This window comes from Geobacter sulfurreducens PCA, assembly GCF_000007985.2.
In the GTDB taxonomy this organism is placed as follows: Bacteria; Desulfobacterota; Desulfuromonadia; order Geobacterales; family Geobacteraceae; genus Geobacter; species Geobacter sulfurreducens.
Genome location: NC_002939.5, coordinates 2,205,841 through 2,228,047, shown reverse-complemented (window position 1 = coordinate 2,228,047; position 22,207 = coordinate 2,205,841). Strand labels below are relative to the sequence as shown.

The following is a 22,207-nucleotide window of genomic DNA, read 5'->3' as shown; positions in this document are numbered from 1 at the left end:
GGCCCACATGAGGACGCAGACCGAATCCAATACAGTTACTCGAAGGGCGCGGGACGACCGGGGATTCTCCCTGGTTGAGCTGATCGTGGTCATGGCCGTTTTTGTGGGAGTCATGGCCTTGGCCGGGAGCGCCTTCAATACGCTGCTCACCCATTCGGGCAAGCAGTCCCGGCTGGCCGAGGGGCAGATCATGGAGGTCGCCGGACTCGAAACCCTGCGCTACGATATCGAGCATGCCGGCTATGCGCTTCCCTGGTCGTTCCAGAGTGCCATCACCTACGAAGAGGCCGAGGATGCAACGGCCGCCGGTTATAACGATGCTCCCTCGGGCGTTCCCTGGCCTTTGCGCATCGGCGACGACGCCGGGCTGAACGGCACTGACTACCTGGTCGTCAAGTCCGCCATGGCGGCCCGCAACGATGCCTCGGGCAAATCGTCCCACATGGGAACAGGCAGTGCGCGTCCCTGGCAGTCCGATAACCCGTTGTCGCAGTTTGCCAGCTCGGACAGCGTCGTGGTCATCAATCCCCGCTTCCAGGCCGATGATCCCAGTGCCGCCGGCAGGGAGCTGGTTGTCAATGGCAGCGAATTTTTTGCCAATTATTCAGCAGCTATCGGAAATACGAAACATCTGCGCCACTTTTCCCCCGATAACTACCCCATGGCGAGCAAGTCCCCCTTCTTTTTCATCTACGGGCTGGATACTGCCTCCAGCGTGCGGATGCCGTTCAACCGCGCCGATTTCTTCGTGGAGCGTCCGGCCAATATCGCCATGCGTTGTGCCGACGACAGCAAGGTGGGGGTTCTCTACAAGGCCGTTGTCCGCCAGGACGACGGCGAGTTAATCAAGATGCCTCTGCTTGATTGTGTGGCTGATTTTCAGGTGGTCTTCGGCCTCGACACGAATGGAGACGGTTCCGTGGATCTCCATCAGAACGATCTCGAAAGCCCGTCTGAGCTGACTGATGTTCGCCGACAGCTCAAGGAAATCGAGGTATTTGTTCTGGCCCATGAGGGGGCGCGGGACCCGGGTTTCAGCTATCCCCAGCAGAAGGTGATGGTGGGCTATATAATCGGCACAACGCCCTTTGGCAGGGAATTCGACCTCGCCACCATAAACAACTGGCGGAATTACCGCTGGAAGGTCTATTCCTTCATAGTCCTTCCCAAGAACCTGGGAAACTACTGATGAACGGACGGTGTTCCATGGGACTTCTCCGCAACGAACGGGGGGTGGCGCTGGTCACGGCACTTATGCTTACCCTCATGTCGCTGGTCATTATCATGGTGGTCCTCTACCTTGTCACCCAGGGGACCAGGCTTTCGTCGGCCCAGAAACGCTACCAGAACAGCCTTGAAGCCACCTACGGCGGGTTGGATCTCACCATGCGGGATCTCCTTCCGGAGCTCGTCAGGACCGCTGTCGATTCTCCGACCTTGGCCTCCTTCCAGACCGACATAACCACTATTGAAACACGCCTTGGCGCCGTGGATCTCAAGGTCTCCGACGAGTCGGACTGCTTGCGTCAGAAACTGTCTCTCTCCACGGATCAGTGGACCAGTTGTGCCGATGAGCAGCGCACGGAAAATCCCAAGATTTTTCCTGACATGTCTTTTGTCCTCAAGGACACGGGTGATAAACCAGAATTCAAGGTCAACGCCAAAATCATCGATACCCGCCAGGGGATCACCAATACCTCGAACCTCAACCTCTTCACCGGCGGTGTTACGGCAGGTTCTGACTCTGGCATCCAGGGGCCGGGAACCGTTAACCCTTATCTGTACACGGTGGAAATCGAGGGCGAGCGCGAGAGCAACCCGAACGAGAAGGCCGCCATCTCGGTGCTCTATGCCTATTGACGATCCAGTGCCGGTTTACGTCACCGCTGCTGCCAAAAATTCGACCTTGTGACGAACCTGGGACAGGGAGAGGGCTCGATGCGGAGTGTAACGGCACGAAATGACGGCGTACGCCGTTAAGTATCTTGTGCTAACGAAGCTGGCGTCATTTTTGCTGCTAACTGCCAAGCAGCACGCCACAACCGAATACTGATCGATATCGATAATACTAAACCATCCGTGAGGATGGGGCGGAAAGCCTACAGGGTCTCACCGAGACAGCCGGGTTGCCGAAATATCACCACCGTGATAGTCGGCCCCGGCTTTTCTTTTGCCCGGGTCCGATGCCGGAGCGAGGCAGCGACGCATGACCACCGTGAAATTATCCTCAAGTTTTCCTGTTGTTCCGCCGATAGATACACTATTGATGTCAATTTCGCATAAAAGATTTCAATTTGTTTCAAGTGTAACTAATTACTTGACTTTAGATTCAATTCCGGTAGATTTCGCGTTGAATCATACAATTTTTCGGGACAATGCAATGAAATACCGAAACAACGTGAAGAAGATCAGGGAAGAACGGCTCATGAGCAAGGCCGAACTGGCACGGCTCGCGGGCGTCTCCCCGGCAACCATAGAGAGAATCGAGCGCGGCGAGGAGTGCCGCATGGAAACCAAGAGAAAGATTCTGCTTGCTCTTGGTTTTTCATTGTCCGAAAAGGACGCGGTGTTTATCGACTGATCTCGGACGGGATGGGGCGTATGCTTTTCTCCAAAAAGAAAGAAATCGTCGGCATCGATATCGGCTCCAGCTCCGTGAAGCTCGTTCAGCTCAAGGAGCAGAAGGGGGGATGGCAGCTGGTCAATATCGGCATCCAGCCCCTGCCTCCCGAGGCCATTGTCGATAACACTCTCATGGATAGTTCATCCGTGATCGAGGCGGTCAAGGGGCTCATGAAGGGGCTCTCCGTCAAGGTCAAGGATGTGGCGTGCTCCATTTCCGGGAACACGGTCATCATCCGCAAGATCAAGCTCCCGGCCATGACCCCGGAAGAACTGGAAGACCAGATCCAGTGGGAAGCGGAGCAGTACATCCCCTTCGATATCAACGATGTGAACATTGACTTCCAGATTCTGGAGCCCGACGAGGACGACCCGTCCCGCATGAATGTCCTTCTCGTGGCGAGCAAGAAGGAAATCATCAACGATTACGTCAATGTGTTTGCCGAGACAGGTCTCAAACTCGTGATCGTCGATGTGGATTCCTTTGCCGTCCAGAACGCCTTCGAACTCAACTACGAAACCGATCCCGAAGAGGTTGTGGCGCTTATCAATGTCGGCGCAAGTATTCTGAACCTCAATATCGTCAGGGGAGGGAGCTCCCTCTTTACCCGGGATGTACAGGTGGGCGGAAATCTCTTCACTGAGGAGATCCAGAAGCAGTTCGCCTTGAGCAGCGAAGAAGCCGAGCAGGTAAAGATCACCGGCGAGTACCCCGACAAGGCCAAGCTGAAGGATGTCATCGCCCGCGTTAACGAAACCCTTGCCGTGGAGATGCGCCGTTCGCTCGATTTTTACAACACAACCGCGGGCGAAGGGCGAATCGCCAGGGTATACCTGAGTGGAGGCGCAGCCAAGACCGCCATGCTTGCTGAAACCGTGCAGAACAAGCTGGGCGTTCCGGTTGAGATGCTGGACCCACTTACGAAAATCACCTGCAGCGAGAAAGAGTTCGATCCCGAGTACCTTCGGGAGATCGGGCCGCTCGTGACGGTTGCCGTGGGGCTGGCCACGAGGAGGGTGGGTGACAAATGGTAAGGATCAACCTGCTTCCGGTCAGATCGTCCAAAAAGAAGGAAACAGCCAGGCAGCAGATGGCGATTCTGCTCGTATCGGTGCTGGTGGTTCTCGGTATCGGCGTCGGCCTGTTCGGCTACGCCCAGGCAAAGATCAAGGCGACCAAGAACGACATCTCCGGTGCGGAAAGCGAGTTGCAACGGCTCAAGGGGAAAATCGGCGAGCTCGAAAATATCAAAAAGCTGAAGGATGATGTTACCAAGAAGCTTAATGTGCTTACCCAGCTGCGCAAGGAAAAGACCGGCCCCGTGCGCCGTCTCGCTACGCTCAGTGATGCGACGCCGGAGAAGCTCTGGCTCACCAAATATTCTGAGAACGGTCCGAACGTCAGTATCGGCGGTGTCGCAGTGGACGAGGATCTGATCGCCGCCTTTATGCGTAATCTCCAACAAACTGAAGACTACACAAATGTTGAGTTGATCGTCTCCGAGCAGACCGAAATCGGCGGTGTGAAGGCGAAACGGTTCGAGCTCACCTGTGTCATAAAGGCTCTGAAAAAAGAAGAGCCCGCGCCGGCAAAGAAAAAGTAAGGCCATTGGCCCCGGAAAAAATTCTCAAGGACTCCCCATGGACGCGAGAATAGAAAAACTGCTCAAGCTCCCCAATAAACAGAAGCTAGCTCTCCTTGCGGCGATTCTTGTGGTTGAAGGGGCAGCCCTGTATTGGGGCCTGTATGCCCCCCGCCAGAAGGAGCTTACGGCACTGCGCGGAAAGCTTGAAAAACTCCAGACCGAGGTCCAGGAAAAGACCCGGATCGCCAACAACCTGCCCAAGCTGAAAAAGGAGTATCAGCAACTGCAGAAGGATCTGGAGAACGCCCTAACCGAGTTGCCCAACCAGAAGGAGATCCCCTCGCTGCTCACGGGGATTACCAGCGTAGGCAAAGGAGCCGGTCTCGATTTTCTCCTCTTCAGGCCCAAGGGTGAAGTGCCCAAGGACTTCTATGCCGAAGTGCCGGTCGATATCTCTGTATCGGGATCGTTCTACGGAGTGGCGAATTTCTTTACCGCCGTCGGTAACCTGCCGAGGATCGTCAACATTACAAACGTATCGTTCACTGACATCAAGCCCGTGGGTGGCAAGACCACTGTCAAGGTCAACTGTCTGGCCACGACCTTCCGCTTCATCGAAAAGAAAGAGACCAAGGATGACAAGAAGAAATAGCATACCGATTCTTGCCGTTTTGGTGGCTCTCACCTTTGTCTCGGCCGGCTGCGGAAAGAAGGAGCAGGCGCCTTCCCCTCCACCACCTCCTCAAAAGGCATCTCCTGCGCCCAAGGCACAGCCTCCGGTCCAGGGCCGAGCCACCTCAGCCGCTATTGCCCCTGTGGCGGGTCTGTCTCAGTACGATTTCGCCAACCGCCGCGACCCGTTCAAGCCCTTCCTTCAGGCCAAGGCTCCCGAGAAAACCCGTGCCGTGCGGGGATCGTCCGCCGGCCTGTTGCCGATCCAGAGCTACAACGTGGAACAGTTCAGGATTTCGGGCATTATCGTCGGCCTCAAGGAAAGCAAGGCGCTCATCGTTGATCCGGCTGGCAAGGGCTACGTGGTGAAAGAGGGCATGAGTATCGGCGCCAATAACGGTGTGATTACCAAAATCGCACCTTCGTATCTGGAAGTGAACGAGCGATATACCGATGACTTCGGCAAGGTGAGAAAGCGGACGGTCAAGCTTTCTCTGGCGAAGAAACAGTAAGGAGTCCCCCATGAGAATCCAGACGACATTCTCCCGGAAACTCGTCCTGATGTCACTGCTGGCTGTGTTCTGCGGATGCGCCGACGTTCACTCCAGCGTGAAGGGCGACGCCATGGTCGAGCAGGCCAAGGGGGGCGTCCTGCGTGAGATCAAGGTGGCGGAAACAGGTGAGGGTGCCCGTGTCGTACTGTCGGCCGACCGTCCCCTGGCCTACACGTTCTACAAAACGGCAGATCCGCCCAAGGCGGTCATCGATCTGGCCCGCACCGAACCGGGCGCCATTGCGTCGCCGATGGACGTGAACTCCGATACCATCCGGCGTATCGAGACCGTGCGGTACGGTGAGGGTGCCACGGCCATGACCCGTGTGGAGGTATATTTCACACGCGACACCGAGGCGAATGCGACCATCGACGCCAGTGACAAAGGAATGCTTGTCCTTGCCGTGGCTCGTCCTGTCGCGCCCGCCGCCTCCGTTGCCGTTGAAGCCGCACCGGCTGCCGGCCAGGCCGGCGAGAGCTCTACGGGTGCCCCGGTAGCAGTCGCTGCAGCCCCGGCAGTAGCTCCGGCTCCCGTTGCCGTGGAGCCTCAGGCTCCGATCGCTCCGGTTGTTGCTCCGCAGACCGGCCCCCCGGTCATCAAGGCCATCGAAGCGCAGAATGGTTACCTGGTGATCGAAACGAGCGGGGAGATCAAGGACTTCAAGTTCTTCCGCCTTGCCAAGCCCGACCGGCTGGTGGTGGATATCTCGGACGCCAGGCTCGGCATCAATTCCAAGGCTATTCCCCTGAATGCCCTCGGTGTAGGGATGGCCCGCATTGGTGCTTATCCCGATAAGGTCAGGATTGTTCTCGATGCTGCGGGGGGGACCCTCTCTCCTCTCAATGTAACTAAAGGTGCAGCTGGCCTGATTGTTGCCCCGGCTGACAAGGTTGTTGACGTACCTCGTGCTGCCGCCCCTCCGCAGCCGTCCGCCTCGGCATCCCAGGCACGGCAGCCGGAAGCGGTGAAGTCCGCCGAGCCGGCAAAGGGCTTAACACCCGCGGTTGATGCCATTGAGTTCAAAGTACTTGACGGGACCTCACGTATCACTGTTGCCGTCACCGGCGCCTGTGCCAACGACAAACCGGTCAAATCCGCCGACGGCTTCAGCGTAACGCTTAGAAACTGCATCCTTCCCAAGAAGCTTCAGCGTCATCTCGATACGGGCGCTTTTGCCAGTGTCGTTCAGAAGGTTACCCCCTACCAGGTGAAGACGAAGGGGCGCAGTGACGTAAAGATCCAAGTGCAACTCCGCCAGCCCGCATCCTACGATGTCAGGCGGGATGGGGACCTGCTGCAGGTGAGCGTCCGGAACCCAGAAGGTTTTGAGCCCCCGGTCGCGGATGTGCCTGCCTCCCCCACGCTTCAGGATGGCATGGATCAGGCCGCTGTCCGGCAGAAGGAACCCTCCAGGGAGACCGACCCGCTTGCCGGTGTCGCCCAGTCGGGTGGAACGAAGAAGGCGTATACCGGGCGCCGCGTGACGCTTGAATTTTCCGATGCCGACATCCGCAAGATATTCCAGCTGATTGCGGAGGTCAGCAATCTCAACTTCCTCGTGGGCGACGACGTTACCGGCACCATCAGCCTTAAACTGGTCAACGTTCCCTGGGACCAGGCCCTTGATGTCATTCTGGAGAACAAGGGGCTGGGGATGCAGCGGGACGGCAATATCGTACAGATTCGTCCCAAATCCAAGATCCAGACCCTGGCTGACGAGGAGCAGGCGCTCAAGCGGGCCAAGGAACGGGGCATGGAGCTGAAGACAGAGGTCTTTGACATCAACTTTGCGGCGGTGGGGGATATCGTGTCCCAGTTCAACGCCGTCAAGAGCGAGCGGGGGACCATCAGCCAGGATGCGCGGACCAACCGGGTAATCGTGAAGGATATCGAGCCGGCCCTGGCTGAAATGCGCATCCTGCTCAAGAACCTTGATCTGCCTGAAAAGCAGGTGCTCATCGAAGCGCGCATTGTGGAAGCAACCTCCACCTTCACTCGTGATCTAGGGGTCCAGTGGGGCATACACAGCAACGATTCCGGCGCTGATATTATCAGAAGCGTTGATGCCGGATTCGGCGGGATCGTAACGCCGCCGCCGGCCAGCGGCTTCCCTGCGGCAACATCATCCGGCGGTGCTGTTGGGATCAGCTTTGCCAAAATGGGGAGCTTGCAGGTTGATCTGCGGTTGTCGGCAGCAGCCGTTGCAGGCCTTGTTAAGATCGTCTCGACGCCCAAGGTTGTTACGCTTAACAACAAAGCGGCGAAAATTTCGCAAGGTCAGTCGATACCGTATCAAACCACATCAGCCGAAGGAACCAAAACCGAGTTCGTGGAGGCGGCGCTGACACTCGAAGTAACGCCTCACATAACAGCGGACGGCAGCGTTTCCATGAAGATTAAGGCCTCAAACAACTCAGCTGGCACCGGGTCTCCGCCTCCGATTAACAAGAAGGAGGCAACCACCGAACTGTTGGTCAAGAACGGTGAAACCACCGTAATTGGCGGTATCTATGTAGACAGCGATACTGATGAAGACAGAGGGGTACCATTCCTGATGGATATTCCGGTCCTTGGCTGGCTATTCAAGTCGAACACGAAGAACAAGACAAAAACGGAATTACTCATTTTCATAACGCCAAAAATTGTGAGCTGATACAACAAGATACAATATATACTACTTAACAAAAGCCAGGGTAATCCTGGCTTTTGCGTGACAACGAGGAGACCATGCTACGCTACCTGACCGCCGGTGAATCCCACGGCCCTCAACTTACGGCAATCATCGAGGGGCTGCCGGCAGGGCTGAAAATTTCCGATGAATCAATTAATTGCGATCTTGCCCGGCGCCAGTGCGGCTACGGCCGCGGCGGCAGGATGAAGATCGAGCGGGATGAGGCCCAGATACTCTCCGGAGTACGCTGGGGGGAGACGATCGGATCACCGGTGACGCTCTGCATCGTCAATCGCGATTGGATCAACTGGCAGGAGAAGATGTCCCCCAATGCGCGGCATCGGGACGAGAAAATTCGCGTGACCCGCTCCCGCCCCGGGCATGCGGATCTGCCGGGGGCCATGAAGTACGATCACCGGGACGTGCGCAACATCCTGGAACGTTCCAGCGCCCGCGAGACTGCGGTGAGGGTGGCGGTTGGCGCTGTTGCCAAGGCGTTTCTCGCCTCGTTCGGCATTGAGGTGAACGGTTTTGTTTCAGAGGTGGGGGGGATACGCGCCGAGCGCCGGTCGCTTCAGCTGGAGCGCATGAAAGAGCTGTCCGCCGCGTCCGAGCTCTTTACCTATGATGCCGAGGCTGAAGAGCGGATGAAGGCCTTTATCGATGGCGCACGTGAGGCTGGCGACACGGTGGGTGGAGTGGTTGAGATAATCGCCTCCGGCCTGCCCGTGGGGCTTGGCAGCCACGTGCAGTGGGATCGCAAGCTTGACGCCCGCTTGGCCATGGCGGTCATGAGCATTCAGGCCATCAAGGGGGTGGAGATCGGGCTCGGTTTCGATGCCGCCCGCCGCCCCGGCTCCCAGGTCCATGACGAAATCTACTATGACTCCACAAGAATAAGCCGAGGCGAACTTTCAGGTTTCTACCGCAAGAGCAATAATGCCGGCGGCATTGAAGGCGGTATCACCAACGGCGAGGATATCGTCATCCGCGCTGCCATGAAGCCGATTCCCACCCTCTATCGGCCGCTCCGCTCCGTTGATATGCAGACCAAAGAGCCTTTTGAGGCTACGGTGGAGCGTTCCGATGTCTGTGCCGTTCCCGCAGCGGCGGTGGTTGCAGAGGCTGTGGTGGCCCTTGAACTGGCCAATGCCATGCTGGAGAAGTTCGGCGGTGATTCGCTCGGGGAAGTACGGCGCAACTATGAGGGGTACCTGGAGTATGTCCGTGCCTTCTGACGGGCGCAACGTGGTCCTGACCGGTTTCATGGGAACCGGCAAGAGCACGGTGGGAAAGCTCCTGGCAAGGCGCCTCGGCTACCGCTTCAGTGACCTGGATGCGTTGATCGTGGAGCGGGCCGGCATCTCCATCAACGAGATATTCGAGCGGTATGGGGAACAACGATTCCGTGAGCTGGAAACGGAAGCGATTCGTTCCCTTGGTGGCGTTTCCGGCCGGGTGGTGGCCACCGGCGGTGGGGCGGTCATTGCGCCCCGGAACAGAGTGTTGCTCCGCGAGGCGGGATTGGTGGTGAACCTCACGGCTTCGCTTGAGGTGATCCTGTCTCGGCTGAAGGGCGATCGGGAGCGCCCGTTGTTGAAGAGTAACAACACTCCGGAGGCTCTGGCCGCGCTCATGACAGCTCGTGAGAACGCTTACGCCGATGCGGACTTGAGGATTGACACTGCCGGCAAAAGCGTGGAAGATGTGGTCACAGAAATCGCCACCTTTGTCCGGGAGCATCAATGACCATCGAGACACTGAGAGTAGAACTCGGTGAACGGAGCTACGATATTCGCGTCGGCTCGGCGATCATCGGCACGATCGGCGCCGTGTGTCGTGACGCTGTGGCCGGCAGGCGCGTGGCCGTTGTGACCAATACCACCGTTGGTCCCCTCTATGCGGACGGTGTTGTTGATTCGTTGACCGCCGCCGGTTTTACCGTGCTTCGCATTGATATCCCCGATGGAGAAGAGCATAAAACTTCTGTCACCCTCACTAGTGTCTATGACGAACTCATCAAAGGCGGATTGACGCGGGACTCTCTTCTTGTTGCCCTTGGCGGAGGGGTGGTTGGAGACCTGGCCGGTTATGCCGCTGCCACGTATCTGCGCGGTGTTCCCTTCGTGCAGGTCCCGACCACGCTCCTCGCTCAGGTGGATAGCAGCGTGGGCGGCAAGACCGGCATCAACCATCCACTGGGCAAGAATCTGATCGGCGCGTTCCATCAGCCCAGAGCGGTTCTCATTGACGTGGACACCCTTGCAACTCTCCCCCAGCGTGAGTATCTCGGCGGCCTTGCCGAAGTCATCAAATATGGCGTGGTGCTCGACGGAAAGTTCTTCGCGTTTCTCGAACAGAATGTGAGCGCTCTTCTCGGGCGAGACCGGCAGACGTTGGTCCGTGCCATTACGCGTTGCTGTGCGCTGAAGGCCTGGGTCGTGGAGCAGGATGAACGCGAGACCGGACTTCGGGCGGTCCTCAACTACGGGCACACGTTCGGCCACGCCGTGGAGGCGCTGACGGGCTACACTGCCGTTCTCCACGGGGAGGCGGTCGCCATTGGCATGGTCCGGGCCGCTGTCCTGGCAGAGGCCCGGGGGCACTCTTCGGCCGGAGATACCCGACGGATTCGCGCACTTGTGGAGGCCTTGGGGCTGCCGACCGAACTCCCGTCGTTTGATGCAGACAGCTACCGGGATGTACTTCTGCGCGATAAGAAGGCTCGGGATCGCGGGCTGGACTTCGTACTCAACCGGGGAATAGGCGGCCATGAGATCGTCAGGATCGAAAACCTGTCTGAAGTATTCGGCATCTGCGGCGTGGGGGAATGACCATGGAACACGGAACCGAATCGTTCTGGACCGACATCAAGCGCTATGAGGATATCCTGGCCAAAGATCCCGGATCGTACTGCTTTGCGCCTCTTTCTGAGCTGTATCGCAAGGTAGGGCTACTGGACGACGCCATCATGACGGCCCGGACGGGGATCGGGCAGCATCCGGAGTATGTCGGGGGGTACATGGCTCTCGGCCGCGCCTGTTTCGAAAAAGGGGAGCGGACGGAGAGCAGGGCAGCCCTGGAGAAGGTCGTACGGGTAACGCCGGATAATCTTCTGGCCCAAAAACTCCTCAGCCAGATCTATGTTGATGCCGGGGAAAGCGATCTCGCCCGCCGGTGCCTGGAGATTATCCTTTCACTCAGCCCTGGCGATCTGGAAAGCAAGCTCATGCTTGACGCCATGTGCCGACAGCCCCGTGAAAATGCCGACCGCGCCGACGATCTTTTTAACGAGATGGGCGCCGCTGCCGCCATTGATCTGGAAGATGAGTCGCTCCTGGAAGAGATCGAGATTATTGAAGAACTGGTAGACGAAGTTGTCGACGAGGAAGATTTGGCAGCTTTTACGGCACATGCGCCGCCCCCTCCGCTTGCAGAAGAGTCGTTCGCGGATGTTCTTCTCGATGAAGAGCCCGTCGCGAACGCCGACGTTCCGAGCCCGCGCGATGTCCTGAGTACCGGAACCGTCGCGGATCTGTACATAGCCCAGGGGTTCCCCAAGAAAGCGCTTGCCATCTATCGCGACCTGCTGGATGCCGATCCCCTTAATGAGGATATCCGCAACCGGATGGTGGACCTCAAGAAGCGCATCGATGAAGATGAGGCCCGCGCCCGCGAATCTGTCCTGGCAGAAGCTGTTTCCGCTACCGATACGACGGCCCAAATCCAGGGAGACTTGACCGCGGATAGGGAGGCTTTCAAGGAAGAGGCGGCTTCCGGTTTTGCCGTCGAGTCGGCACATGAGGTCGATATTCCTCTGGAGGTCGCTGTGTCGGCCGAGTCGTCGCTCAACGTTGCAGAGGAGAAAGAGGCTTCTGCGGCCCATGTGGTTTCTGCGCTCGAAGGATGGCTCGATTCCATTCGGAGGATACGCCAATGCCGTTCAGTGCTGCACTGAAGCAGATCGTCGAAGGGGTCGAGGGGGGGCTGGGTGCGGCCATCATGGGCTACGACGGTATCCATATCGACGAGTATCTCAGGGAAGATCCTCCCATGGACCTCCATCTCCTGGCTGTTGAATACGCCACCGTGCTCAAGGAGGTCAAAAGGACGGTCGATGTGCTCGGGACCGGCGACATGGAGGAGGTTTCCGTTGCGACCGAGCGGTCGCGGGTCATCGTCCGGGTCATAAACGACGATGCGTTTTTGGTCCTGACTCTCGAGCGGGACGGCAACTACGGCAAAGGGCGCTACCTGTTGCGCCTTGCCGCCCCGAAGTTGCGCGAACTGCTGTCATAGCCGGCCTCTCCGGAAAAGGAGTTGTTGCATGCGCATTCTCGTGGTGCACGGTCCGAACCTTAATATGCTGGGAACCCGCGAACCGGGCATCTATGGCACGTTAACACTTGATCGGATCAATGAGTCTCTGGTAGCCTTGGCCGATGAACTGGGCTGCACGATTTCCCCGTTCCAGTCCAACAGCGAAGGGGCACTGGTCGATGCCATCCAGGCTGCGGCGGGAACCTGTGACGGCATTCTCATCAATCCGGCCGCATATACCCACACCAGTGTCGCCATTCGCGACGCCCTCGCAGCTGTGGCGTTGCCGGTGGTGGAGGTGCATCTCTCGAATATCCACCGCCGGGAGGAGTTCCGGTCTCATAGTTTTGTTGCAGCCGTCGCGGTGGGGCAGATCACGGGGTTCGGCGCCGACAGCTACCTGCTCGGGTTGCGCGCCCTTTTTACCCACATTGAAAAAGGGATTGTCACCAAGGGTTGAAACATGTTACAAAACAGGCTCAATAAAGCCCGGAGTCATGCCGAAAAACACGATGTGGACGCCATCGTGTTTTTTAACATGAGTAACGTTCGTTACCTTTCCGGCTTCACCGGAAGCGATGGCGCGGTGGTGCTCGGGAGAGACGCGAGCTGGTTTCTCACCGATTCACGCTACACCACCCAGGCGTCCCGCCAGGTTGTCGGACTCCCGACAGTCGAATATCGCATCAAGCTCGACGGAATCACCGAGCTGGTGCGGGAACAAGGATTCCGCCGGATCGGGTTCGAGTCCGAACACACGGCGTTTGCCGTGTACGAGTCGCTGCGGCAAAAACTCCCCAAGACTGAACTGGTGCCCATCGGTGAGGAGTTGGCCCAGCTCCGGCTGATCAAGGACCCCTCGGAATGTGAGCTTTTGTCCCGTGTCGCCCGGCTGGCTTCCGAGGCCCTGCTGTCAATCCTGCCGCTGGTAAAGCCGGGCGCCGTGGAGCGTGAACTGGCCCTTGAGCTCGAATTTGCCATGCGCCGCGCCGGTGCGGAGAATGCATCCTTTGATTTCATTGTGGCCTCCGGCGAGCGGGGATCTCTCCCCCACGGGCGTGCCAGCGACAAAGCACTGGCTGCGGGAGAGCTGGTCACCATCGATTTCGGCGCTAGGTACGAGGGCTACTGTTCGGACGAAACCGTGACCGTTGCCGTGGGCGTCCCCGATGAGCGCCAGTGCCAGATTTACGGCATTGTCAAGGAAGCTCACGATCGGGCGATTGCCGCGGTCAGGCCCGGGGCCGAACTACGGGAGATCGACCGGATCGCCCGCGGCTATATTGAAGAGCAGGGCTACGGCGCCTTTTTCGGCCATGGTCTCGGCCATGGCGTCGGTCTTGACGTGCACGAGAAGCCGGTCGTATCCCCCCGGGGTGAGGGGGTGGCGGCTGTCGGCATGGTTTTCACTATCGAGCCGGGTATCTATATTCCCGGCTGGGGTGGCGTGCGGATTGAAGACACGGTCATCGTTACTGAGGACGGTTGCCGTCCCATTACCATGATTCCCAAGGAACTCATGATTTTGTAACGCCGTCGGCTTGTCCCGGCGGCGATACCCGTCAAAGGAGATACGATACATGGATATCAAGGATCTGAAGTCACTCATAAAAATGGTTACCGAAACCGACATCACTGAGTTCGAGCTGGAGGGTGCCGAGGAAAAGATTCGCATCAAGCGCGGCTGCACTCCCCAGGTGGTCCAGTATCAGGCCCCCGCGCCTATGATGGCCGTTCCCCAGCCCATCGCCGCTCCGGTTGCCGCTGCTGCTCCCGCTCCGGCTGCAGTTTCTGCTGCTGCTCCCGCTGTGGCGGGTGGCAAGGAGGTAACCTCTCCCATCGTCGGTACGTTCTATCGTGCTCCCGCCCCTGATGCGGCTCCTTACGTCGAAGTCGGCCAAGTGGTTGAAAAGGGGCAGGTCCTCTGCATCGTTGAGGCCATGAAGCTCATGAACGAAATCGAGGCCGAGTTCCGCTGCAAGATCGTCCAGATCTGCAAGGAGAACGCCCAGCCGGTGGAGTTCGGGGAGCCCCTCTTCATCGTGGAGCCGATGTAGTCGTCCCGGCCGTCATTGGAGAAATCATACATGTTTCATAAAGTTCTGATTGCAAATCGTGGCGAAATCGCCCTGAGGGTCATCCGGGCCTGCAAAGAGCTGGGAATCAAGACCGTTGCCGTCTACTCGACAGCGGACAGGGATTCGCTCCATGTGAAGCTCGCGGATGAGAGTGTCTGCATCGGTCCCGCGCCGAGCCTGCAGAGCTATCTTAATATTAACGCCATCATTTCGGCTGCCGAATTGACCGATGCCGAGGCAATCCACCCCGGCTACGGTTTTCTGTCGGAAAATGCCGCTTTTGCCGAAATCTGTGAAAACTGCGGTATAACCTTCATCGGCCCCTCTTCACAAAGCATGCGCATCATGGGCGACAAGATCAGCGCCCGGCAGGCGGTGATCAAGGAAAATGTGCCGATCCTGCCCGGCACCAAGGAGGGGGTTAACGACGTCAACGAGGCGGTGAAGATCGCCAAGAAGATCGGCTTCCCCGTCATCATCAAGGCGACTGCCGGAGGCGGTGGCCGGGGGATGAAGATCGTGCACTCCCCGGCGGCCCTCCCCAACGCCTTTGCCACGGCTCGCGCCGAGGCTCAGGCCGGTTTCGGCAACCCTGAGGTCTACATTGAGAAGTATTGCGAGAAGCCGCGCCACGTTGAGATCCAGGTCATGGCCGACAAGCACGGTAACGTGATTCACCTGGGTGAGCGGGACTGCTCCATCCAGCGTCGCCACCAGAAGATCATCGAGGAGTCGCCGTGCCCGGTCATGACTCCTGCACTCCGCAAGGCCATGGGTGATGCGGCTGTTCGCGCGTCCAAGGCAGTGGGGTACGACAGTGTCGGCACCGTTGAGTTCCTGGTGGACAAGGACCTCAACTTCTATTTCATGGAAATGAATACCCGGGTGCAGGTTGAGCATCCGGTGACCGAAATGGTGACCGGCATCGACATCGTCCGGGAGCAGATCCGTTCTGCAGCCGGTCTCAAGCTTCGTTACAAGCAAAGCGACATTAAACTGCACGGTCACGCTATTGAATGCCGTATCAATGCTGAAGATCCGGTGAAGTTCACCCCGTCGCCGGGCAAGATCGTCGGTTACCATACCCCGGGAGGTCTGGGTGTGCGGATCGATTCTTTCGTCTATGATCAGTATTCCGTGGTCCCCCACTACGACTCGCTCATAGCGAAGCTGATCGTCCACGCAGAGACCAGGGAAGACGCCATCCGCCGCATGGCCCGCGCCCTTGACGAGTACATCATTGAGGGCATCAAGACCACAATCCCCTTCCATAAGAGGATCATGGACAACAAAGACTTTATGGAGGGGAATGTCGACACCGGCTTCCTCGAGCGAATCGTGCTGGAGTAGGGCATGGATTTTCCTGAAGAGCTCAAGTACAGCAAGGAACACGTTTGGGTCAGGGAAGAGGGGGATCGGGCGGTCATCGGGCTGACCGATTATGCCCAGGATGCCTTGGGCACCATCAGTGCCATAGAACTGCCCACAGTTGGGGATGAACTGGAGCAGGAGGATTCCTTCGGCTCCCTTGAGGCACGCAAGACTGCGTCGGAACTTTACGCTCCCATCAGCGGGACGGTGCTGGAGGTAAACGAGGAATTGGACGCGGCTCCGGAGGTCATCAATGACGACCCCTATGACGGGGGCTGGATTGCGGCGGTCTCCCTTGATGACCCTGAAGAACTCAAGTCGCTCCTGTCGGCGGAAGATTACGCAGAGTATGTAAGCCAGACCGACGAAGACGAAGAATAACCAACAGCGGAGTTTCAGCCCGCTGACAAAGGCGAGATACCCATCTCGCCTTTGTTTTTGACCATAACCGGAGCACGCAATGCCACTGACGCTCGGCCATATAGTCTATGCCAACTGTACGCCCATTTTCACCGCTCTGCGAGACCTCGGCCACTCCCCGGATTACCGGATCGTGACGGGGGTGCCTGCCCAGCTCAACCGACTGCTTGCCCATGGCGAGATCGACGTCTGCCCGTCGTCATCCATCGAATACGCCACCCATCCCGATCGCTACGTGATCCTGCCCGATCTTTCCATTAGCGCGGTGGGACCGGTTAAGAGCGTCATGCTTTTTTCCCGCGTACCCATCGAGCAATTGGATGGCGCCACCATTGCCATGACCACGGAGTCCGATACATCGGTCAACCTTTTAAAGATTATCCTGGGTCTCTTCCACCGGTTCACCAATCGGTTCCAGCGGACCGATCTCCCGCTGACCGAGGCGCTGGAAGCCCATCCAGGTCTGTTGCTCATCGGCGACAAGGCCCTTCGCGGGGCTCTCGCTGGCACCGCTCCCCACGTCTATGACTTGGGTGAGCTGTGGTACCGGTTCACGGGACTTCCGTTCGTATTTGCCCTCTGGCTGGTTCGCCGTGAGGCTGCGGAGTCGCAGCGGGATAAGGTGGTCCGGCTGGGCGCCGATCTGCTCAAGGCAAAACGGATTTCCTACGAGTCCTACCCCGCCATTGCGGCAGAGGCGCCGGAGCGCAACTGGATCGGTGAAGAACAGCTGGTCGACTACTGGCGAACTATATCCTACGATCTGACGCCCGCCCATCTGGATGGACTGCGCCTCTTCTTCCGCCATGCAGCCGAGCTTGGCGCTATTGCGTCGGCTCCGGAAATTCGCCTGTTTTCTTGAGGATGGTTGGCATATGAATTGCTGAATAAATATTCATGGCCCAGACTTCATTGACCGGTTCACGTTGGCTCGATTCGGTGGCCCGGCGACTCAAGCATCTGCGCGAAGGTCTCAAGTCTCCGGAATCCGGGCGCTTGGAAGAGTTCAAGGCTCGCACCTTTCTCGTGGTCAAGTGTCGTTGGCTGCTCCTGACGCTTGTGGGCATCTACTGCCTTGTTGCGGGAAGTACGTATTATGTCAGTCGTATCGGTCTCTTTTTGTCACCCTCACAGGTGATGTTCCTCGTGGTTACCGCGTCGACGGTGATTGCCTACAATCTTCTGCTTCATCTCTTTTACCAACGAATTATCTGTTGTTTCAGATTCATTAACGTCTTTCAGATTGTCCTCGACCTGCTTCTGGTGACGGTTCTCGTTCACCTCAGCGGTGGTGCCTCCAGTTGGTTCTGGCCGGTCTATCTCATTGTCACCATTGAAGCCGCATTTCTGATTGAGGGGAAGCGTGAAGTCTGGTTCGTGGGGGCGTTCGGCGGCATTCTCTACGGGGCATTGCTTGCCCTTGAGCATTTCGGCTTCATTCCAAACGTCCCCATGCCCTTTGTCGAGCCGGGGCTCCACCAGGATCCTCATTACATTCTTCTGGTCTGGCTCTGGGTGTCGCTGCTCAACGCGGCGGCAGCCGTCATAGGTTCCTATTTTGTATCGGTGATCGAGCGTGAGTCGGAAGCGACGAGGCAAAGCGAAGAGCGGCTCATGGGCTTCCTCGATACGGCCAACGATCTGATCCTGAGTTTTTCTCCCGAGGGCCGGCTTCGATACGTGAACGAGGCGTGGCAGCAGGTTCTCGGCTATACGGCAGAGGAGGCGAAGGAGCTTTCCTTCTTCGGCATCATTCATCCCGACAGCAGGGAGCGATGCAATGCGGAACTGGAGCGGATTCTCGCAGGCGATGTGCTCAGTCCGCTCGAAGCAACACTGGTTGCCAAGGGAGGACGATCCATCATTGTTGAGGGGAGCCTCACCTGTGGCGTCGATGGTGAAGGCTCCACCGCAGTGTGGGGCATCTGCCGGGACATCACCGAGCGCAAGCAGGTGGAGGAACAGCTCTATCGTCTCGCCCATCATGACACACTGACTGGGCTTCCCAACCGCATCCTCTTCCTGGACCGCCTTCAGCAGGCAAAGGCCCATGCCAATCGATACCGGCATCATGTGGCGCTCATGTTTCTCGATCTGGACCGCTTCAAGATCATCAACGACACTCTCGGCCATCCAGTGGGCGACAAACTCCTGCAGGAAGTGGCGAAGCGCCTTGTGGACTGCGTGCGGGAGGTGGATACCGTGGCGCGCATCGGTGGCGACGAGTTCACCGTCGTGCTTGTGAACATCGATTCTGTCGAGGACGTGAAGCGGGTAGCCCAGAAGATACTCAAATCCCTGTCCGTTCCGTTTATGGTGGACAGCTTCGAGCTCTACATCACCACGAGCATCGGCATCGCCCTCTACCCCGGCGACGATGAAAATCCGGATAACCTGGTCAAGAAGGCCGACATCGCCATGTACCATGCAAAGGGGGAAGGGAGAAACACCTTCAAGTTCTACGTCCCCAAGATGGACGCCAACGCGGACAAGCGGCTGCTCCTTGAAACCAGTCTGCGCAAGGCGCTGGATAACGAAGAGTTCCGGGTTTACTATCAGCCCAAAGTCGATATCACGACCAAGCAGATAACCGCCATGGAGGCCCTGCTGCGCTGGCAGCATCCGACGCTCGGCCTTGTGGCTCCGTCGGAATTCATTCCTCTGGCCGAGGAGACGGGGCTCATCGTTCCCATCGGCGAATGGGTGCTGCGTGCCGCTTGTCTCCAGAATCGGAAGTGGCTCGAGATGGGGCTGCCGCCCATGAAGGTGGCAGTCAATCTGTCCGGTTATCAGTTCCAGCAGCCTAACCTGTTGGATATCATACGCACCGTGCTGGCTGATACCGGCCTTGACCCCGGACTTCTGGAACTGGAGATAACCGAGAGCGTCATCATGCAGAACCCGGATTTTGCCGTGGCGGTCCTGGCGGAAATCAGAGACCTGGGCATCCACATATCCATCGACGACTTCGGCACCGGTTACTCGTCTCTGGCCCACCTGAAGCGCTTCTCCATCAATACCCTGAAGATCGACAAATCGTTCGTGCGCGATGTGGAGATCAATTCAGCCGACGCCGCCATCGCCACGGCGATCATTGCCATGGGGAACAGTCTCAACCTTAAGGTAATTGCCGAGGGAGTGGAAACCGAGGGACAGTTGACGTTTCTGTCCGAAAACAAGTGCGATGAGGTTCAGGGGTTTTTGTTCAGTACGCCCATGCCTTCGGAGGATGTGGCCGATTTTCTTCGGGGCAGGACCACCTTGGTGGCGCCTGTCAGTCTGAACTCAGCCCCGTAACGAGCAGGTAGTCGTCGAGGATTTTTCGATGATCGAAACAGAGCGTGGCTGGGAGTTTGTTTGATGGAAAAACGGCGAGCCCGGCCGCGTCGTCGCCCGCCCGGGGCGTGCCCTGTGCGGTGGCGATGAAAACGGTTGATATGGTGTGCTGACGTGCGTCGCGCCGGGGGTCGGAATAACACCCCAGGAGCCTGAGCCCTGCCACACGGAGAGAGGTTTCTTCCCATGCCTCGCGGACGGCCGCGTCCTCAAGGGACTCGCCGTAATCCACGAATCCCCCCGGCAGCGCCCATCCCAACGGTTCGTTTTTTCGTTCAATGAGAACAATGCCGTCCGGCGTTTCGATGATAATGTCGACCGTGGGGACGGGATTGCGGTACGCACGGACTTTTTCCCCGCAACGGGGACAGGAGAGATACTCGAAGGGCATGGCGTCCTCCGGGGAAATGAAAAGGGGAGGAATCGCTTCCTCCCCCCTCGGTCTTGTTGCGGCCGGCCGGCTTACTTCTTCTTGCCGCCGGAGGCCTTCTTGGAGGCCTTGAGCGGGTTGACCCTGACGTCCTCGCTCTTTATCTCGACCTTCACGTGGGTGGCGAAGTTGCAGATACCGCCGACCCACTTTTTGCCCGGAGCCGGGTAGGCGCTGCAGACCTTGCCGATGGTCCCCTCGACGATCCGCTCGCATCCTTCGCAGTTCTCAACCACGTTTTGGCAGGAACCGCCGGTGAAGATGCAACCTTGTTTTCCCCAGAAGGTACACTCGGTACCGGGAAGTACCGTTTGACACAGCATCCTGAATCCTCCTAACAAGTGTTTTTTCCGTAAACCTGTGTAGTATCAAATCTAGCAATTTCAAAAGAATAAAGTCAACGGAAAAATCCCGCCGCCACAGGGATCGCGAAGCCTTTCGGACATACCCCTGGCGACCCGGTCCCTCGGGGCCGCATATGCAAATCAATGAGGCCACTCCGGTCGCAGGGTTGACTCCCCACGGGGTATGTATTACCCTTTGGTGGCCGGTTAATCACGGTCTCCACGGCTCGGTGGCGGCCATGCTCCCAGGGGAGGGACTTCATGCATCGCATTACCTTCGGCACTTCCGGTTGGCGTGGCATTCTCTGCGAAGATTTCACCTTCGAGAACGTAAAGGTGGTGAGTCAGGCCATTGCCGACCATGTGAAAGCAATAGGCGAACAGGACAAGGGGATCATCGTCGCCTATGACACCCGATTCATGGGAGAGCGTTTCGCCAAGGAAACGGTCCGCGTGCTGGCCGGTGCCGGCGTCAAGGCCTATTTCTGCCGGCGCGACACGCCTACCCCGGTAATTTCCTTCGAGATTCTGCGCCGCGGTACTGCTGGAGCAGTCAACTTTACCGCAAGCCATAACCCGCCCGAATACAACGGCATCAAGTTTTCTCCGTCTTGGGGCGGACCGGCGCTGCCCGAGACGACCGGCGACATTGAGCGCCGGGCCAACGAAATGATGGGCGAGGTCTGCTACCGGGAGATGGCCCTTGACGAGGCGGTGAAGGCGGGGCTGCTGGAAGAGATCGACCCCCGGGAGGAGTACCTGAAGGCCCTGGAGTCAAAGGTCGACTTCGACGCCATCGGTCGTGTCGGTTCCGTTGCCGTGAACGCTCTCTACGGGACCGGCCGGGGGTATCTGGAAGAGCCCCTCATAACTCGGGGACTGGACGTGAAGGCGATCAACATGCATCGCGATCCCTACTTCGGAGGTTTTCCGCCCGAACCGTCCGAGAAGTACATCCAGGATTTCATCCGGCTCGTGAAAGATGACCCGGCCATAAGGCTGGGGATCGCCACCGACGGCGACGCCGACCGCTTCGGTATTGTGGACGGCGACGGTACCTTCATTGAGCCGAATTACATCATTGCTCTGCTGTTCGACTATTTGGTCCGGGTCAGGAAAATGACCGGCGCGGTGGCCCGCAGCGTGGCAACGTCCCACCTTGTGGATGCGGTGGCTAAGAAGCACGGCATCGAAGTTATCGAGACGCCGGTGGGCTTCAAGTATATCGGCGAACTGATCAGCCAGGACCGGATCATTATCGGCGGAGAGGAGAGCGCCGGCCTTTCCATTAAGGGACACGTGCCTGAGAAGGATGGTATTCTCGCCTGTTTCCTGGTTGCCGAAATGGTTGCCAGGGAAGGGCTGTCCGTGAAGGCTCTGCTGGCAAGGCTCTATGAGGAGGTCGGCACCTTTGTGACAAAACGGGAGAACATTACCCTTTCTCCCGCCGTGGAAGAGGGCTACGCCGAAAAGCAGCGCCAGGCGCCCGATTCCTTTGCCGGCCTGAAGGTGACGCAAAAGGTTACCGTGGACGGCAGCAAGTTCATCCTTGAGGACGACAGTTGGCTGCTGTTCCGCAAATCAGGGACCGAGCCGGTGGTTCGCCTGTACGCCGAGGCGTCCAGCGAGGAGAAGCTCGCGGCGGTCATGGCTGCCGGGAAACAGTTCATCCTCGGCTAATCAGCAGACGAACAGACAGACGGACGGTGCAACGGCGCCCATCCGCCCAAGGCGGCGGGGCGCCTTTTTCTTTGCCGGGTGAAAACGGAGTATTGAATACCTGACAATTTTGCTATAGTATTA

The 22,207-nt window shown here is 58.1% G+C and carries 23 protein-coding genes and 1 riboswitch; of the genes, 21 read left to right on the top strand and 2 right to left on the bottom strand.

Annotated features, from left to right (window positions below; all coding sequences use genetic code 11):
• The first annotated feature begins 7 nt into the window (after positions 1 to 7).
• The 20 genes from GS_RS10225 to GS_RS10130 all read left to right on the top strand — a co-directional run bounded on the left by GS_RS10225 (position 8) and on the right by GS_RS10130 (position 19,591).
• Positions 8 to 1,189, top strand: a complete 1,182-nt coding sequence (locus tag GS_RS10225; protein ID WP_010942678.1) for a prepilin-type N-terminal cleavage/methylation domain-containing protein — start codon at positions 8 to 10, stop codon at positions 1,187 to 1,189.
• Positions 1,189 to 1,860, top strand: coding sequence for a pilus assembly protein PilX (locus GS_RS10220; protein WP_235044867.1), 672 nt, complete (start codon positions 1,189 to 1,191; stop codon positions 1,858 to 1,860). The genes GS_RS10225 and GS_RS10220 overlap by 1 nt, the downstream gene beginning before the upstream one ends.
• Positions 1,861 to 2,057: 197 nt before the next feature.
• Positions 2,058 to 2,134: riboswitch (cyclic di-GMP riboswitch) on the top strand.
• Positions 2,135 to 2,380: 246 nt separating this feature from the next.
• Positions 2,381 to 2,581 carry a helix-turn-helix transcriptional regulator gene (locus tag GS_RS10215; protein ID WP_010942676.1) on the top strand — a complete coding sequence of 67 codons (201 nt, stop codon included), beginning with the start codon at positions 2,381 to 2,383 and terminating at the stop codon, positions 2,579 to 2,581.
• 20 nt (positions 2,582 to 2,601) lie between these two features.
• The gene (gene pilM / locus GS_RS10210) at positions 2,602 to 3,657 is read left to right on the top strand and encodes a type IV pilus biogenesis protein PilM (RefSeq protein ID WP_010942675.1); all 1,056 of its coding nucleotides are present in this window, start codon (positions 2,602 to 2,604) and stop codon (positions 3,655 to 3,657) included.
• Complete coding sequence (locus GS_RS10205; protein WP_010942674.1) at positions 3,651 to 4,226, top strand: PilN domain-containing protein; 576 nt, start codon at positions 3,651 to 3,653, stop codon at positions 4,224 to 4,226. The genes pilM and GS_RS10205 overlap by 7 nt, the downstream gene beginning before the upstream one ends.
• A 37-nt stretch (positions 4,227 to 4,263) precedes the next feature.
• The gene (locus GS_RS10200) at positions 4,264 to 4,860 is read left to right on the top strand and encodes a type 4a pilus biogenesis protein PilO (protein WP_010942673.1); all 597 of its coding nucleotides are present in this window, start codon (positions 4,264 to 4,266) and stop codon (positions 4,858 to 4,860) included.
• Positions 4,844 to 5,392 (top strand): pilus assembly protein PilP, encoded by a 549-nt coding sequence (locus GS_RS10195; protein WP_010942672.1) that lies wholly within the window; start codon positions 4,844 to 4,846, stop codon positions 5,390 to 5,392. The genes GS_RS10200 and GS_RS10195 overlap by 17 nt, the downstream gene beginning before the upstream one ends.
• A gap of 10 nt (positions 5,393 to 5,402) precedes the next feature.
• Entirely contained in the window at positions 5,403 to 8,087 is a 2,685-nt protein-coding gene (gene pilQ / locus GS_RS10190; protein ID WP_010942671.1) for a type IV pilus secretin PilQ, read from the top strand.
• 74 nt (positions 8,088 to 8,161) lie between these two features.
• Positions 8,162 to 9,343, top strand: coding sequence for a chorismate synthase (gene aroC / locus GS_RS10185; RefSeq protein ID WP_010942670.1), 1,182 nt, complete (start codon positions 8,162 to 8,164; stop codon positions 9,341 to 9,343).
• Positions 9,309 to 9,854 (top strand): shikimate kinase, encoded by a 546-nt coding sequence (locus GS_RS10180; RefSeq protein WP_010942669.1) that lies wholly within the window; start codon positions 9,309 to 9,311, stop codon positions 9,852 to 9,854. Before aroC ends, GS_RS10180 begins: the two co-directional genes overlap by 35 nt.
• Positions 9,851 to 10,939 carry a 3-dehydroquinate synthase gene (aroB, locus tag GS_RS10175; RefSeq protein ID WP_010942668.1) on the top strand — a complete coding sequence of 363 codons (1,089 nt, stop codon included), beginning with the start codon at positions 9,851 to 9,853 and terminating at the stop codon, positions 10,937 to 10,939. Before GS_RS10180 ends, aroB begins: the two co-directional genes overlap by 4 nt.
• Before the next feature lie 2 nt (positions 10,940 to 10,941).
• Positions 10,942 to 12,063, top strand: a complete 1,122-nt coding sequence (locus tag GS_RS10170; protein WP_235044866.1) for a tetratricopeptide repeat protein — start codon at positions 10,942 to 10,944, stop codon at positions 12,061 to 12,063.
• Complete coding sequence (locus GS_RS10165; protein ID WP_010942666.1) at positions 12,042 to 12,404, top strand: roadblock/LC7 domain-containing protein; 363 nt, start codon at positions 12,042 to 12,044, stop codon at positions 12,402 to 12,404. Before GS_RS10170 ends, GS_RS10165 begins: the two co-directional genes overlap by 22 nt.
• A 28-nt stretch (positions 12,405 to 12,432) precedes the next feature.
• Positions 12,433 to 12,885, top strand: coding sequence for a type II 3-dehydroquinate dehydratase (aroQ, locus tag GS_RS10160; protein WP_010942665.1), 453 nt, complete (start codon positions 12,433 to 12,435; stop codon positions 12,883 to 12,885).
• Positions 12,886 to 12,888: 3 nt separating this feature from the next.
• Positions 12,889 to 13,956, top strand: coding sequence for a M24 family metallopeptidase (locus GS_RS10155; protein WP_010942664.1), 1,068 nt, complete (start codon positions 12,889 to 12,891; stop codon positions 13,954 to 13,956).
• 49 nt (positions 13,957 to 14,005) lie between these two features.
• Positions 14,006 to 14,482: an acetyl-CoA carboxylase biotin carboxyl carrier protein gene (accB, locus tag GS_RS10150; protein ID WP_010942663.1), complete on the top strand. Its 477-nt coding sequence runs from the start codon at positions 14,006 to 14,008 to the stop codon at positions 14,480 to 14,482.
• 30 nt (positions 14,483 to 14,512) lie between these two features.
• The gene (accC, locus tag GS_RS10145) at positions 14,513 to 15,853 is read left to right on the top strand and encodes an acetyl-CoA carboxylase biotin carboxylase subunit (protein WP_010942662.1); all 1,341 of its coding nucleotides are present in this window, start codon (positions 14,513 to 14,515) and stop codon (positions 15,851 to 15,853) included.
• 3 nt (positions 15,854 to 15,856) lie between these two features.
• Positions 15,857 to 16,255 carry a glycine cleavage system protein GcvH gene (gene gcvH / locus GS_RS10140; protein ID WP_010942661.1) on the top strand — a complete coding sequence of 133 codons (399 nt, stop codon included), beginning with the start codon at positions 15,857 to 15,859 and terminating at the stop codon, positions 16,253 to 16,255.
• Positions 16,256 to 16,334: 79 nt separating this feature from the next.
• Positions 16,335 to 17,156 carry a menaquinone biosynthesis protein gene (locus GS_RS10135; protein WP_010942660.1) on the top strand — a complete coding sequence of 274 codons (822 nt, stop codon included), beginning with the start codon at positions 16,335 to 16,337 and terminating at the stop codon, positions 17,154 to 17,156.
• Between the two features lie 35 nt (positions 17,157 to 17,191).
• Complete coding sequence (locus GS_RS10130) at positions 17,192 to 19,591, top strand: putative bifunctional diguanylate cyclase/phosphodiesterase (protein WP_010942659.1); 2,400 nt, start codon at positions 17,192 to 17,194, stop codon at positions 19,589 to 19,591.
• Here GS_RS10130 and GS_RS10125 read toward each other — a convergent pair.
• Both GS_RS10125 and GS_RS10120 read right to left on the bottom strand, forming a co-directional pair.
• A complete protein-coding gene (locus tag GS_RS10125; protein ID WP_010942658.1) occupies positions 19,569 to 20,021 on the bottom strand; it encodes an NUDIX domain-containing protein in 453 nt (150 codons plus the stop codon). The genes GS_RS10130 and GS_RS10125 overlap by 23 nt on opposite strands.
• A 71-nt stretch (positions 20,022 to 20,092) precedes the next feature.
• Positions 20,093 to 20,383 (bottom strand): PxxKW family cysteine-rich protein, encoded by a 291-nt coding sequence (locus tag GS_RS10120; protein ID WP_010942657.1) that lies wholly within the window; start codon positions 20,381 to 20,383, stop codon positions 20,093 to 20,095.
• 282 nt (positions 20,384 to 20,665) lie between these two features.
• Here GS_RS10120 and GS_RS10115 point away from each other — a divergent pair, with 282 nt between their 5' ends.
• Positions 20,666 to 22,084: a phosphoglucomutase/phosphomannomutase family protein gene (locus GS_RS10115; protein WP_010942656.1), complete on the top strand. Its 1,419-nt coding sequence runs from the start codon at positions 20,666 to 20,668 to the stop codon at positions 22,082 to 22,084.
• Positions 22,085 to 22,207 lie beyond the last annotated feature (123 nt).

Bases quoted from the DNA above. Each gene is read 5' to 3' on its own strand.
- GS_RS10225 (WP_010942678.1), top strand. From the start codon at position 8: ATGAGGACGCAGACCGAATCCAATACAGTTACTCGAAGGGCGCGGGAC.
- GS_RS10220 (WP_235044867.1), top strand. From the start codon at position 1,189: ATGAACGGACGGTGTTCCATGGGACTTCTCCGCAACGAACGGGGGGTG.
- GS_RS10215 (WP_010942676.1), top strand. From the start codon at position 2,381: ATGAAATACCGAAACAACGTGAAGAAGATCAGGGAAGAACGGCTCATG.
- pilM (WP_010942675.1), top strand. From the start codon at position 2,602: ATGCTTTTCTCCAAAAAGAAAGAAATCGTCGGCATCGATATCGGCTCC.
- GS_RS10205 (WP_010942674.1), top strand. From the start codon at position 3,651: ATGGTAAGGATCAACCTGCTTCCGGTCAGATCGTCCAAAAAGAAGGAA.
- GS_RS10200 (WP_010942673.1), top strand. From the start codon at position 4,264: ATGGACGCGAGAATAGAAAAACTGCTCAAGCTCCCCAATAAACAGAAG.
- GS_RS10195 (WP_010942672.1), top strand. From the start codon at position 4,844: ATGACAAGAAGAAATAGCATACCGATTCTTGCCGTTTTGGTGGCTCTC.
- pilQ (WP_010942671.1), top strand. From the start codon at position 5,403: ATGAGAATCCAGACGACATTCTCCCGGAAACTCGTCCTGATGTCACTG.
- aroC (WP_010942670.1), top strand. From the start codon at position 8,162: ATGCTACGCTACCTGACCGCCGGTGAATCCCACGGCCCTCAACTTACG.
- GS_RS10180 (WP_010942669.1), top strand. From the start codon at position 9,309: ATGAGGGGTACCTGGAGTATGTCCGTGCCTTCTGACGGGCGCAACGTG.
- aroB (WP_010942668.1), top strand. From the start codon at position 9,851: ATGACCATCGAGACACTGAGAGTAGAACTCGGTGAACGGAGCTACGAT.
- GS_RS10170 (WP_235044866.1), top strand. From the start codon at position 10,942: ATGGAACACGGAACCGAATCGTTCTGGACCGACATCAAGCGCTATGAG.
- GS_RS10165 (WP_010942666.1), top strand. From the start codon at position 12,042: ATGCCGTTCAGTGCTGCACTGAAGCAGATCGTCGAAGGGGTCGAGGGG.
- aroQ (WP_010942665.1), top strand. From the start codon at position 12,433: ATGCGCATTCTCGTGGTGCACGGTCCGAACCTTAATATGCTGGGAACC.
- GS_RS10155 (WP_010942664.1), top strand. From the start codon at position 12,889: ATGTTACAAAACAGGCTCAATAAAGCCCGGAGTCATGCCGAAAAACAC.
- accB (WP_010942663.1), top strand. From the start codon at position 14,006: ATGGATATCAAGGATCTGAAGTCACTCATAAAAATGGTTACCGAAACC.
- accC (WP_010942662.1), top strand. From the start codon at position 14,513: ATGTTTCATAAAGTTCTGATTGCAAATCGTGGCGAAATCGCCCTGAGG.
- gcvH (WP_010942661.1), top strand. From the start codon at position 15,857: ATGGATTTTCCTGAAGAGCTCAAGTACAGCAAGGAACACGTTTGGGTC.
- GS_RS10135 (WP_010942660.1), top strand. From the start codon at position 16,335: ATGCCACTGACGCTCGGCCATATAGTCTATGCCAACTGTACGCCCATT.
- GS_RS10130 (WP_010942659.1), top strand. From the start codon at position 17,192: ATGGCCCAGACTTCATTGACCGGTTCACGTTGGCTCGATTCGGTGGCC.
- GS_RS10125 (WP_010942658.1), bottom strand. From the start codon at position 20,021: ATGCCCTTCGAGTATCTCTCCTGTCCCCGTTGCGGGGAAAAAGTCCGT.
- GS_RS10120 (WP_010942657.1), bottom strand. From the start codon at position 20,383: ATGCTGTGTCAAACGGTACTTCCCGGTACCGAGTGTACCTTCTGGGGA.
- GS_RS10115 (WP_010942656.1), top strand. From the start codon at position 20,666: ATGCATCGCATTACCTTCGGCACTTCCGGTTGGCGTGGCATTCTCTGC.